This is a genomic window from Sporosarcina koreensis (assembly GCF_001531445.1).
Classification (GTDB): Bacteria; Bacillota; Bacilli; order Bacillales_A; family Planococcaceae; genus Sporosarcina; species Sporosarcina koreensis_C.
Window position 1 is genome coordinate 1 of the sequence record NZ_LQYA01000090.1, and the last position, 12,862, is coordinate 12,862.

The following is a 12,862-nucleotide window of genomic DNA, read 5'->3' on the forward strand; positions in this document are numbered from 1 at the left end:
AAGGGTCCCCTCTACTTTTCTTTTCTTAATTCTTCCAATATCTTCTGCGCTTGGTAGCCGACTTCAAAGTCATAAAGATCCGCTTCTTGCCCGAACTAATCGAACAGAATGTCAGAGTGGAAATGATCGGAAATTTCGATGCCCTGCCTCCACATACGAAAGAAGCCATCGTAAAAGCGATAGACGCCACTTCAAGCAATGACGGACTCGTCTTGAACTTTGCAATGAACTATGGCAGCCGACTAGAAATGGTAGAGGCAGTAAAAGAAATCGCAAGACTTGCTGTCGACAACCAAATAGCAATTGAAGAGATTGACGAATCATTGATCGAGTCACGTCTCATGACATCACACTTGCCTGAACCCGATTTGCTGATCCGGACGAGTGGGGAAGTACGATTGTCGAATTTTATGCTTTGGCAGTTAGCTTATTCGGAATTTTCCTTTACAGAGGTTCTCTGGCCGGACTTCGATGAGTCGTGCATGTTAAGTGCAATCGAAGAATTCCAAATGCGCAACCGAAGATTTGGAAGTGTGGAAGGGGATAAAGGAGTTTGAAACAGAGAATTTTAACAGCGATCGCCGCATTGGCCATATTTTTCCCGCTTGTCATCATCGGTGGGCTCCCATTTACTATCGCCATTTATATTATCGCTTCAGTTGGATTGTATGAATTGCTGCGCATGAAAGAGATCCGGATTTTTTCTTTCGAAGGCATTCTCGTCTGGATTGCACTAGCCATTTTATTACTGCCATCAAAATGGACTGTGGAAGTCCAACAGTGGATCGGCTATACAAAAATTGAAATGATGTTTGCACTCATTCTTATTTTATTGATTTATACAGTCATCTCAAAGAATAAGTTCACATTTGATCATGCGGCGTTTACAGCATTCAGTGCATTATACGTCGGTATCGGATTTTATTATTTGATTGAAACCCGTTTTTACGGATTTGAGTACGTTTTTTATGCACTGTTAGTCATTTGGACGACAGATTCGGGTGCGTATTTTATAGGAAGAAAGATTGGCAAACGGAAGCTGTGGCCAGAGATCTCCCCGAACAAGACAGTGGAAGGATTTGTCGGAGGAATCGCCTTTGCCGTCTTATTTGCATGTGTGTTCCAAATCTTTTATCCGATAGCGCCTTCCTATTTGATGCTGATTATTGTAACGATCATCGCCTCGATTGTTGGACAGTTGGGCGATTTGGTCGAGTCAGCATTGAAAAGGCATTTCGGAGTAAAGGATTCCGGGAAGCTTTTGCCGGGACATGGAGGAATTCTTGATCGTTTCGATAGTCTCCTTTTCGTGTTGCCGCTCATTCATTTTTTACATCTAGTCGGTTAATGGAAAGGAAGTTATTCATATGATGAAGAAAATAAGTCTACTCGGTGCCACAGGATCAATCGGCACACAGACTCTCGATATTATCGAATCAAACAAAGAGCAATTTAAGCTCGTATCTTTTTCAGCTGGGATGAATATACCGAGAGTAAGAGAAATTACATCGCAGTTCCATCCGGAAATCGTATCTGTTATGCATAGGGAAGACGCGGAAACATTGCAATCGGAATTTCCCAAAACGCGTTTCATGCATGGCAAAGAGGGTCTCATTGAAGTGGCAGCACATTCCGGCGCGGACATGCTCGTCAATGCAGTCATCGGAAGCATTGGATTGGAACCTACTATGAAGGCGATCCATGAAGGCATCACGATTGCGATTGCGAACAAAGAGACGCTCGTAGCTGCAGGGGATATCGTCATGGAAGAAGCTAGAAAGAGGGGTGTCGACCTCCTGCCTGTCGACAGCGAGCATTCAGCACTTTTCCAATCGTTAAATGGCGAAAATCCCAAACGGGTCTCCCGGCTTATTCTGACAGCATCTGGAGGGAGCTTTAGGGATTTGACAAGGGAACAATTGCAGGGCGTCACAGTCCAGCAGGCTTTGGATCATCCAAACTGGTCAATGGGCAATAAATTGACAATCGACTCTGCCACGATGATGAATAAAGGTCTTGAAGTGATTGAAGCTCATCATTTATTCGGCATGCCGTACGACAAAATTGAATGCCTATTGCATAAGGAAAGCATCATCCATTCCATGGTGGAGTTCGAAGACACGAGCGTTATGGCGCAGCTTGGCTCCCCTGACATGCGGGTGCCAATCCAATACGCGATGACGTATCCTGACCGGATTCCCATGCAAAATGCCAAGCCGCTTCGCCTTGAGGAAATCGGAAGACTCCATTTTGAAAAGATGGACTTTGAAAGATTCAAAGCACTCGCTCTCGCATACGAGGCAGGCAGACAAGGCGGCACGGTGCCGACAGTGATGAATGCCGCGAACGAAGTGGCAGTCCAATTGTTCATGAGCGGCAAAATTCCTTTTCTGGAAATCGAGGAAATTGTAGAGCGGATGATGGATAATCATCAGTCGATTTCCACTCCGGATCTAGAAACGATTTTGGAAACTGATTCAATCACCCGTAAAATGGTGTATGATAGGGTGAAATAAGCAGTTCATAAAATGGCCGCATGGGCCAGTTAAGGTGGTTTTAAATGGAAACCGTTATCGCGTTTATTATCATATTCGGCTCCCTCGTCTTTTTTCATGAACTAGGGCATTTCCTGTTCGCGAAAAAGGCAGGAATCATGGTACGTGAATTCGCAATCGGAATGGGACCGAAAATACTAGCACTTCGTAAAAAGGAGACACTTTACACAATCCGAATCCTTCCGATTGGCGGCTATGTCAGGATGGCTGGCGAGGATTTCGATACAGTCGAATTACAGCCGGGATACCGTGTAGGCGTCATTCTGAATAATGATGATGAAATCGAAAAGATCTATTTGAACCGTGATGTCTCAAATCCAAATGTTTTATTTTTGGAGACGGAATCGGCCGATTTAAGCAAAGAACTTTTCATAGAAGGGTACGATGAGGATGGGAATCTTGTAAAATACAACGTTTCCCGTGATGCTGTCATCTATGAAAAAGGGCAGGAAACACTTATAGCACCTTATGATCGCCAATTCGATTCAAAGCCGCTTGGAAGCAGGGCAATGGCTATCTTCGCGGGACCGCTTTTCAACTTCATCCTTGCTTTCTTTATCTTTTTGGCGATTGGCCTTTTGCATGGCATTCCAACAAATGAGCCGATCATAAAGGAAGTCGTCAACGACAGCCCTGCTTATGCAGCAGGGATGGAAGCTGGAGACTTCGTCAAGGAAGTGGACGGGAAGCCGATCGAAAGCTGGCAGGAATTCACCGAAACAATTCAGGAAAACCCTGGAAACAACATTCAATTGAAAGTGGAAAGAGCTGGAGAAATGGTGACGTTGGCGGTCGTTCCTGAGAAAGTAGTCAAAGAAGGAAATGAATTCGGACAGATTGGCGTCATGTATGAAAGCCCAGTGGAAAAGAATGCATTAAAAGCATTCGCTTTCGGGGCGGAGCAGACATATAGCTGGATAATGAGGATATTCGAACTTCTCGGCATGCTCGTTACAGGCAAGTTTACAATTGATGCATTGAGCGGTCCTGTCGGCATCTACAAAGCGACAGAGGAAGTAGCGCAATGGGGCATATTCTCCCTTATGAACTGGGCAGCCGTATTAAGCATCAACTTGGGAATCATGAACCTCTTGCCATTACCAGCATTGGACGGCGGGAGATTGCTCTTTTTCCTATTTGAAGGAGTACGTGGCAAACCTGTCGACAAACAGAAAGAAGGCATGGTCCATTTCGTCGGCATCATGTTACTGATGGTTCTTATGCTCGTCGTCACCTGGAATGACATTCAAAAGTTCTTTTTTTAAAACGATAGCTCAACATTGAAAATCGAGGTGAAATCTTCATGAAACAATCACGGACATTCATCCCGACTATGCGTGAAATACCGACGGATGCCGATATCATATCCCATCAACTTCTGCTTCGGGCAGGATATATCCGCCAACATATGAGCGGTGTCTATTCCTTTCTCCCGTTAGCAAAGAAAGTGATTCGAAAGATTGAGAACATCATACGGGAAGAGATGGAGAAAATCGACGCAGTTGAAATGCTCATGCCGACGTTGCAGCCTTCTGGGCTTTGGGAAGAGACCGGCAGATGGGATGCATACGGTCCTGAACTTTTCAGGCTCCGGGATCGCCATGATCGCCAAATGGCTTTAGGGCCAACTCATGAAGAAGTGATCACATCGCTTGTTCGGGATGAAGTGAAATCTTATAAGAAGCTCCCTCTTACGGTCTATCAGATCCAAACGAAGTTCAGGGATGAGAAACGGCCAAGATTCGGGTTGCTTCGGGGTAGGGAATTCATCATGAAGGATGCCTATTCATTCCACTCGAACGAAGATAGTCTAGAAGAGAAGTATGCTGAAATGATGCAAGCCTACTCGAATATCTTTTCGAGGCTCGGTTTGGATTTCCGCGCCGTCATTGCTGATGGTGGCACAATCGGAGGCAAAGGAACACATGAGTTCATGGCGTTATCTGATGTCGGCGAAGACACAATCGCTTATAGTGACGCTTCCTCTTACGCCGCAAATATTGAGATGGCTGAAGTCAATACCGAATATGTAAAGTCCAAAGAAGCAGTAAAAGATCTTGTGAAAGTCGATACGCCAGGGCAAAGGACAATAGGGGAAGTGGCGGATTTCTTGAACATCGATCGTTCGAAAGTGATCAAGACGCTCATCTTCAAAGTGGATGAAAAGCTAGTTGTCGTCTTGTCTCGCGGCAATCACGATATTAACGAAATCAAGCTTAAAAATGCATTGCAGGCAAATGACATCGAACTTGCCGCTGAACATGAAATCGAAGAAATGCTTTCCTGTAAAGCAGGTTCCATCGGTCCCGTCAAACTCCCTCTTGATCTGCATGTATATGCCGACTTCGCCGTCGAAAAGATTGTAAACGGCGTTTGCGGGGCAAACGAAGATGGCTGCCATTTGATGAATGTGAATCCTGAACGGGATTTCGCAATCGAACGTTATCTTGATTTGCGATTCATCGAAGAAGGGGATCCATCGCCGGATGGCATCGGAACAATCCGATTTGCGAAAGGAATCGAACTTGGCCATATCTTTAAATTGGGTACTGTCTATAGCGGACCGATGAAAGCAACGTATCTAGATGAAAACGGAAAAGCCAAACCGTATATAATGGGCTGCTATGGCATAGGTGTTTCACGCATCCTTGCAGCTGTCGCGGAGCAGTATAATGATGCAAATGGATTGAGATGGCCGAAGCAACTTTCGCCATATGATATTCATCTTGTCACAATCAATATGAAGGATGAGGCGCAGGAGAAACTGTCTGAAGAGCTGTATCATCTGTTGACATCGTATCGATATGACATATTGCATGATGACCGAGATGAAAGACCGGGTGTGAAATTCACAGATGCAGATCTGATCGGATTGCCAGTTCGTCTTACTATCGGAAAGAAAGCGCAGGAAGGGATCGTTGAAGTGAGATTCCGCGCTACTGGTGAAACGGTCGAGTGGCAAAAAGAAGAAGTGACCGAAAAGCTGCAAGCCTATTTCGGCTGAAAATAAATGGGAAGGAGGGGAGGCCGAAACTGGTGCTTCCCTTCTTTTCACTGTACGAAACGGGGGGAGGATACATATGGATGCAAAAGTAAAATTACTCACGTTGCTGCAACAGATTGGGATGACAGATGATCAGACGGTCACCTATTTCGAGCAAGGAACTTTGGAACGAGTAGATATTCATCGTAAATCGAGAATATGGCAATTTAATGTTGAACTTGAAAAAACGTTGCCGGTTCACATCTATCAATTATTCCAACAAAGGATGACGGAAGCCTTTACGTCCATAGCTGCGGTGCGCCTTCAAATAAAAGTACGTACAACAGAAGGAGATCCGGATTTGATCATCAGTTATTGGCCGCATGTTATTGAGGAATTGAGGGACATGTCTCCGCCGATCCGCGAAAGGCTCATCGGTCAAAAACCTGTATTTGTCGGCGAGAAAATGACTTTGACTTGTGTAAATGACTTCGAACAGCAAACGATGAAAAACAAATACGGACGCCTCATCGCCGAAGTGTACGAAGCTTTCGGTTTTCCTTCGATGGCTATTGAATTCACGATTACCGAAGAGAATGATGCCAACGAAGCGGAACGGCTTGCGTTTCTAGCTCAGAAAGCAGCGGAAGAAGAAGCGTACGCGAAGAACGCCTTAGCAAACCTTCAAAAAATGGAAGCGATGAAGAAGGAGAACGGTGATGTCGGGAACAGGCCATTCGTTTTGGGAGTCCCAATCAAACCCGACGAACCGATCATCGACATTCAGACGATACAGGATGAAGAAAGACGTGTGACAATTGAGGGCTATGTTTTCGATGCTGAAGTAAGGGAATTGAGAAGCGGCCGTTCCTTGCTCACGATCAAAGTGACCGATTATACCGATTCCATTCTCGTAAAAATGTTTTCGCGGGATAACGAAGATGCGGAGCTCATGAAAACATTGAAAAAAGGTGCATGGGTGCGGGCACGAGGCAGCATCCAGAACGATACATTCGTACGGGATCTTATTATGATGGCCCAAGACATCATGGAAGTCTCTCCGGTCATTAGAAAAGATAACGCCCCTGAAGGCCGGAAACGGATTGAACTGCATGCACATACGACGATGAGTCAGATGGATGCAGTGACATCAGCATCGGCTTTAGTCGGTCAAGCGGCAAAATGGGGGCATCCTGCCATTGCAATTACCGATCACGCGAACGTCCAATCGTTTCCTGAAGCATATGCCGCGGGCAAGAAACATGGCATAAAAGTTTTATTCGGCTTAGAAGCGAACCTGGTGGACGACGGAGTTCCGATTGTCTATGATGAGCAGCATCGAGAGCTCGAAAACGATACATTTGTTGTATTTGACGTTGAGACGACAGGTTTGTCCGCCGTGTATGACACAATCATCGAGTTGGCTGCGGTCAAAGTGGTCAATGGTGAACTTAAGGAAAGATTTGAAAGGTTTGCAAATCCCCATCACCCTTTATCATCGACCACGACTGAACTTACTGGAATAACAGATGATATGGTCAAAGACGCCCCTGAAGTGTCGGAAGTCATAAAAGACTTCAAGAAGTTCATTGGTGATGCAATCCTTGTCGCACATAACGCGTCATTCGATATGGGCTTCTTTTACGAAGCGAGCAAAAAGGCCGGTCTTCATGACAAAAGTTATCCGGTCATCGATACACTTGAAATGGCTCGGTTCCTCTATCCGGAAATGCGCAATCATAGATTGAATACATTGGCTAAAAAGTTCGATATTGAATTGACGCAGCATCACCGAGCGATTTACGATACCGAAGCGACAGCATATCTGTTCATCAAGCTCATGAAAGAGGCTGCTACGGAAAAAGGGATCGAATACTTGGATGATTTCAATAAAAATATCGGCGAAGGAGATGCCTACAAACGATCGAGGCCATCTCACTGTACATTGCTCGCAACGGATGATGAAGGCCTGAAGAATCTTTTCAAACTCGTCTCCATTTCTCATATGGACTACTTTTACAGGGTTCCTCGTATCCCTCGTTCTTTATTGATGAAATACCGCAAGGGGCTCCTTGTGGGATCGGGGTGCGATAAAGGAGAAGTCTTCGAAGGTCTCATGCAGAAGTCGATGGAGGAAGTAGAAGAAATCGCTGGCTTCTATGACTACCTTGAATTGCATCCGAAACCTGCCTATTCCCATTTGATCGAATTGGAATTGATTAGGGACGAATGGAATTTGGAAGATATTATGCGGAAGATGATCAAGCTAGGGAAAAAGGTTGGGCTTCCTGTATGTGCGACCGGGAATGTCCACTATATTGACGAGACGGACGCAACGTATCGTCAAGTTCTTGTCCGTTCCCAAGGCGGAGCAAATCCGATGAACCGCCACTCCTTGCCTGAAGTCCATTTCAGGACGACTGATGAAATGCTCGAACATTTCGCGTTTTTAGGCGATGAAGTTGCAGAGCAGATTGTCATCGATAATCCCCATGCAGTTGCAGAACGTATCGGAGATGTAAAAGTCATCAAAGATGATCTATATACACCAACGATTGTCGGAGCGGATAATGAAGTTAGGGATTTGACTTATTCAATGGCACGCCATATTTATGGAGAGCAATTGCCTGAAATCATTGAAGCGCGGATCGAGAAAGAATTGAAATCGATTATTGACAACGGCTTCGCAGTTATCTATCTTATCTCGCATAAGCTCGTAAAAAAATCATTGGATGATGGGTATCTTGTCGGCTCCCGTGGATCGGTCGGCTCCTCCCTCGTCGCAACGATGATGGAAATCACGGAAGTAAACCCGATGCCGCCGCATTACGTTTGTCCATCATGCAAGACGTCTGAGTTCTTCGATGATGGCTCTGTAGGCTCAGGGTTTGACTTGCCAGACAAAGCGTGCCCGTCTTGCGGAACGATGTTCAAAAAAGATGGCCAGGATATACCGTTCGAAACTTTCCTTGGCTTCAATGGGGATAAAGTTCCGGATATCGATTTGAACTTCAGTGGTGAGTACCAAGCACATGCCCATAACTACACGAAAGAGCTTTTCGGTGAAGACTATGTGTATCGGGCGGGTACAATTGGAACGGTTGCTGAAAAGACAGCATATGGCTACGTCCGGGGCTATATGAATGACAATAACCTCCATCTGCGCGGCGCGGAAATTGATCGTCTCGTGCAAGGGTGTACAGGTGTCAAACGGAATACCGGGCAGCATCCGGGCGGAATCATCGTCGTTCCGGACAATATGGATATCTTTGATTTTACACCGATCCAATTCCCGGCAGACGACACTGCTTCAAGCTGGCGGACAACGCATTTCGACTTTCATTCGATCGACAACAACCTTTTGAAGCTAGACATTCTGGGACATGATGATCCGACGATGATCAAAATGCTCGAAGACCTTTCAGGCATCGATCCGAAAACGATTCCGCCGGATGATGAAGGAGTCATGGCGCTGTTCAGCGGGACGTCGTCACTTGGCGTCACAGAGGAGCAGATCGATTGCAAGACAGGTACGTTGGGCGTACCGGAATTCGGTACACGATTTGTACGGCAGATGCTTGAGGAAACGAAACCATCTACATTCTCGGAGCTTATTCAGATTTCCGGACTTTCGCATGGGACCGACGTGTGGCTTGGCAATGCGCAAGAACTTATCCAAAACAAGATCTGCCAATTGTCAGATGTGATCGGCTGTCGTGATGATATTATGGTCTACTTGATTTACCAAGGGCTTGAGCCAGCGATGGCATTCAAAATAATGGAATCGGTACGGAAAGGGAAAGGGCTGACGCCTGAATTCGAAGAAGCAATGAAGGCGAACCAAGTGCCCGGCTGGTATATCGATTCCTGTAAAAAGATTAAATACATGTTCCCGAAAGCGCATGCTGCCGCTTATGTTCTCATGGCGCTTCGAATTGCCTATTTCAAGGTGCACCATCCGATCATGTATTACGCGGCGTATTTCACTGTTCGTGCGACCGATTATGATCTTGCGACAATGACGAAAGGGAATGCGTCCATCCGGGCGAAAATCAAAGAGATCAATGATAAGGGCTTGGAAGCATCACCTAAAGAAAAGAACTTGCTCACGGTACTGGAAATCTCTTTGGAAATGTACGAGCGGGGCTTTTCATTCGCTAAACCGGATCTTTATAAATCCGACGCTTCGGAATTTCTTATCGATGGCAATCAATTGTTGCCGCCGTTCGACGCCATACCTTCCCTAGGGACGAACGTTGCCAAAACGATCGTCGAAGCTCGAAAGGATGGCATATTCTTATCGAAGGAAGATCTTCAGCAGCGGGGAAGAGTCTCGAAAACGGTCATTGAGTATATGGATTCATTAGGCTGTTTGGAAGGCATGCCAGATTCGAACCAACTTTCTCTTTTCTGATCGCAATTGGCAACGACGAGCATTGACGTCGTCTAGACTCCGCTTTGCACATTGTTTGCAATAACGCCCAATAGATGGTACAATTGGAGCAACTTTTGCTATATGTCTTGCGAAAAAGAGTGGGATTTCCCGCTCTTTTCTGTTGTCTATTCGTATAAGACAAGTTTGAATCAAATCTCGGGAGGGTTATGATGAGTAAAATTACAGAAGAAGTTGAAAAGCTCGTCAGTCCGATAGTGAATGACCTTGAGTTGGAATTAGTCGATATTGAATTTGTAAAAGAAGGTAGGGACTGGTTTTTACGGGTTTATATCGATACACCGGAAGGGAACATCGATATTGAACAATGCGCACTCGTGAGCGAAAGGCTTAGCGAAGAACTGGACCGTACAGATCCGATTTCCCAGAACTATTTCCTTGAGGTCTCCTCGCCCGGCGCTGAACGTCCGCTTAAAAAGGAAGAGGACTTTAACAAAGCGGTTGGGCAATATGTTTTCATTAAAACGTATGAACCGATCAACGGCATGAAAGAGTTTGAAGGATACTTGCTTTCTTACGGTCCTGATGCTGCAGAAGTTGAAATCCGCATCAAGACAAGGAAATTGCAAGTCGTCATCGAAAAGGAAAAAATCGCATTCGCACGACTAGCAATCGATTTTTCCGCATAATTGAATATAGGAGTGATTAATTATGAGTAGTGATCTACTCGATGCATTGACAGCCCTTGAAAAGCAGAAAGGAATTTCGAGGGATGTAATTGTGGAAGCAATTGAGGCGGCTCTTGTTACCGCGTATAAAAGAAACTTTAACCAGGCGCAAAACGTGCGCGTCGATCTGAATTTGGATAAAGGGACGATGAAAGTCTATTCCCGTAAAGATGTCGTTGAAGAAGTGGAAGACGAAAGACTGCAAATCTCCCTTGAAGATGCGGAAGCCATCAACCCTGCATATGAAATCGGAGATATCGTCGAAGAAGAGGTGACGCCACGTGATTTCGGCCGGATCGCAGCGCAAACTGCGAAGCAAGTCGTTACGCAACGTGTCCGTGAAGCAGAACGCGGTCTGATCTATGATGAATATGTTGACAGGGAAGATGACATCGTCAACGGAATCGTCGAGCGCTTGGACGCAAGAAACTTGTATGTAGGGCTTGGAAAAGTGGAGGCGGTGCTGCCAGCAAGCGAACAGATCACTACGGAGTCCTACCAGCCGCATGACCGCATCAAGGTATACATTACGAAAGTTGAGCGTACGTCGAGAGGACCTCAAGTTTTTGTTTCCCGTACGCATCCAGGGCTTTTACGCCGGTTGTTTGAAATGGAAGTTCCGGAAATCTATGACGGTACTGTTGAAATCAAATCAATTGCCCGCGAGGCGGGAGACCGTTCGAAAATCTCAGTTCATACGAATAATGAAGAGGTCGATCCTGTCGGGTCATGCGTCGGTTCCCGCGGAGCACGTGTCCAATCCATTTCAAATGAATTGAACGGAGAAAAGGTCGATATCGTGGAATGGTCCGAGGATCCTGTCATCTTTGTGGCGAATGCATTAAGCCCTTCCAAAGTATTGGACGTTCAAGTGAATGAAGAGGACAGATCTACTACGGTTGTCGTGCCGGATTACCAATTATCATTGGCAATCGGGAAACGTGGACAGAACGCCCGGTTGGCAGCTAAATTGACAGGCTGGAAAATCGACATCAAAAGTGAGACAGATGCACGCGAGTTAGGCATCTATCCTCCTTCTGGCGAACATTCGGTTGAAGAACGACTATTTGATAATGATGTATATGCCGTTACCGAAAATGGAAACGATGAATATAATGATGATCCGTATTTCGACGATGAACCGGAAGAAGAAACTGAGTTGGAAACGATCGATTTATATTCTGAAACAGACGAAGATAACTGAGTAGAAAGGATGACTGCCCATGACAAGCAAAAAGAAAATCCCTTTGCGTAAATGTGCGGCGACAGGCGAGATGTTGCCAAAGAAAGAAATGATTCGCATTGTCCGCACAAAGGAAGGTGAAGTTTCAGTCGATTTGACAGGCAAAAAATCAGGACGTGGTACATACGTATCGAAAACTGAAGAAGCTGTTGAAGCAGCCAAACGCAATCGATCGATTGAAAGCCAGCTTGGAACATCGGTGCCAGCAGAAGTCTATGATGACCTGCTGCATGCAATCCGTCGTGAGGCATTGAAATGAATCATCCTACGGAAATCTTCCAATTGTTAGGAATGGCTGCAAGAGCCCGGAAACTGATTACCGGCGAAGAGCTGGTCGTCAAAGAAGTGCGTTCGGGTAATGCACGTTTAGTCATCGTTTCTGAAGATGCTTCAAAAAACACGCAAAAAAAAGTGAATGATAAATGTATTTTTTACAACGTTGAGAAGCATGTGTTCGGGAGCCGGGAAGCTCTCGGCCATGCAATCGGAAAAGAGTCGCGGGTCGTACTCGCGTTAACGGATGCCGGCTTTGCCAAAAAAGCATCCGGGCTCCTCAACGAATATAACCGGGGGTGGGCTAATGACGAAGATACGTGTACACGAATACGCGAAACAAGTGAATCGGACGAGTAAAGAAGTCATCGAAGAGCTTGGGAAACTAAATGTGAATGTAACGAACCATATGTCGATGCTGGATAAAGAGGCGACATCAAAATTGGATCAACGATTTGGTAAAGGCGGTTCAACTCCGTCCGACAAACGTAGTGGACAAAATGACCGGAAGCCAACTCCGAATGCTGCTCGTCCTGCAGGCAATGCGCCGGACAATAAGAGACAAGGCGGTCAAGGCGGCAACCGACCGGCACAAGGCGGCCAGCGTCCAGGGCAAGGAGCTCAAGGCGGCAACCGACCAGCACAAGGCGGTCAACGTCAAGGGCAAGGAGCTCAAGGTGGCAACCG

General features: G+C 45.9%; 11 protein-coding genes. All 11 read left to right on the top strand.

Annotated features, from left to right (window positions below):
* The first annotated feature begins 50 nt into the window (after window positions 1-50).
* Window positions 51-557: a polyprenyl diphosphate synthase gene (uppS, locus tag AWV70_RS11225; RefSeq protein WP_268777702.1), complete on the top strand. Its 507-nt coding sequence runs from the start codon at window positions 51-53 to the stop codon at window positions 555-557.
* Complete coding sequence (locus AWV70_RS11230) at window positions 554-1,348, top strand: phosphatidate cytidylyltransferase (RefSeq protein ID WP_060207091.1); 795 nt, start codon at window positions 554-556, stop codon at window positions 1,346-1,348. Before uppS ends, AWV70_RS11230 begins: the two co-directional genes overlap by 4 nt.
* A gap of 22 nt (window positions 1,349-1,370) precedes the next feature.
* Window positions 1,371-2,516, top strand: coding sequence for a 1-deoxy-D-xylulose-5-phosphate reductoisomerase (dxr, locus tag AWV70_RS11235; protein ID WP_060207107.1), 1,146 nt, complete (start codon window positions 1,371-1,373; stop codon window positions 2,514-2,516).
* Between the two features lie 44 nt (window positions 2,517-2,560).
* Window positions 2,561-3,820, top strand: a complete 1,260-nt coding sequence (rseP, locus tag AWV70_RS11240) for an RIP metalloprotease RseP (protein ID WP_060207093.1) — start codon at window positions 2,561-2,563, stop codon at window positions 3,818-3,820.
* 38 nt (window positions 3,821-3,858) lie between these two features.
* On the top strand, window positions 3,859-5,559 hold the full coding sequence (locus tag AWV70_RS11245) for a proline--tRNA ligase (RefSeq protein WP_060207095.1): 1,701 nt from the start codon (window positions 3,859-3,861) through the stop codon (window positions 5,557-5,559).
* Window positions 5,560-5,635: 76 nt separating this feature from the next.
* Window positions 5,636-9,952: a PolC-type DNA polymerase III gene (locus AWV70_RS11250; protein ID WP_060207096.1), complete on the top strand. Its 4,317-nt coding sequence runs from the start codon at window positions 5,636-5,638 to the stop codon at window positions 9,950-9,952.
* Between the two features lie 191 nt (window positions 9,953-10,143).
* On the top strand, window positions 10,144-10,620 hold the full coding sequence (gene rimP / locus AWV70_RS11255) for a ribosome maturation factor RimP (RefSeq protein WP_060207098.1): 477 nt from the start codon (window positions 10,144-10,146) through the stop codon (window positions 10,618-10,620).
* A gap of 22 nt (window positions 10,621-10,642) precedes the next feature.
* Window positions 10,643-11,863 (top strand): transcription termination factor NusA, encoded by a 1,221-nt coding sequence (gene nusA, locus AWV70_RS11260; protein WP_060207100.1) that lies wholly within the window; start codon window positions 10,643-10,645, stop codon window positions 11,861-11,863.
* A gap of 19 nt (window positions 11,864-11,882) precedes the next feature.
* Window positions 11,883-12,161, top strand: coding sequence for an RNase P modulator RnpM (gene rnpM / locus AWV70_RS11265; protein ID WP_060207102.1), 279 nt, complete (start codon window positions 11,883-11,885; stop codon window positions 12,159-12,161).
* The gene (locus AWV70_RS11270; RefSeq protein ID WP_060207104.1) at window positions 12,158-12,535 is read left to right on the top strand and encodes a YlxQ family RNA-binding protein; all 378 of its coding nucleotides are present in this window, start codon (window positions 12,158-12,160) and stop codon (window positions 12,533-12,535) included. The genes rnpM and AWV70_RS11270 overlap by 4 nt, the downstream gene beginning before the upstream one ends.
* Window positions 12,483-12,862, top strand: a 380-nt coding sequence (locus tag AWV70_RS11275; RefSeq protein WP_201024356.1) for a translation initiation factor IF-2 N-terminal domain-containing protein, incomplete at its 3' end; no start/stop codon positions are given. The genes AWV70_RS11270 and AWV70_RS11275, both read left to right, overlap by 53 nt.

What these genes read in the sequence shown, in the direction of transcription:
- AWV70_RS11250 (WP_060207096.1), top strand. Translation starts at nt 5,636, where the DNA reads ATGGATGCAAAAGTAAAATTACTCACGTTGCTGCAACAGATTGGGATG.
- nusA (WP_060207100.1), top strand. Translation starts at nt 10,643, where the DNA reads ATGAGTAGTGATCTACTCGATGCATTGACAGCCCTTGAAAAGCAGAAA.
- AWV70_RS11245 (WP_060207095.1), top strand. Translation starts at nt 3,859, where the DNA reads ATGAAACAATCACGGACATTCATCCCGACTATGCGTGAAATACCGACG.
- dxr (WP_060207107.1), top strand. Translation starts at nt 1,371, where the DNA reads ATGAAGAAAATAAGTCTACTCGGTGCCACAGGATCAATCGGCACACAG.
- rseP (WP_060207093.1), top strand. Translation starts at nt 2,561, where the DNA reads ATGGAAACCGTTATCGCGTTTATTATCATATTCGGCTCCCTCGTCTTT.
- AWV70_RS11270 (WP_060207104.1), top strand. Translation starts at nt 12,158, where the DNA reads ATGAATCATCCTACGGAAATCTTCCAATTGTTAGGAATGGCTGCAAGA.
- rnpM (WP_060207102.1), top strand. Translation starts at nt 11,883, where the DNA reads ATGACAAGCAAAAAGAAAATCCCTTTGCGTAAATGTGCGGCGACAGGC.
- rimP (WP_060207098.1), top strand. Translation starts at nt 10,144, where the DNA reads ATGAGTAAAATTACAGAAGAAGTTGAAAAGCTCGTCAGTCCGATAGTG.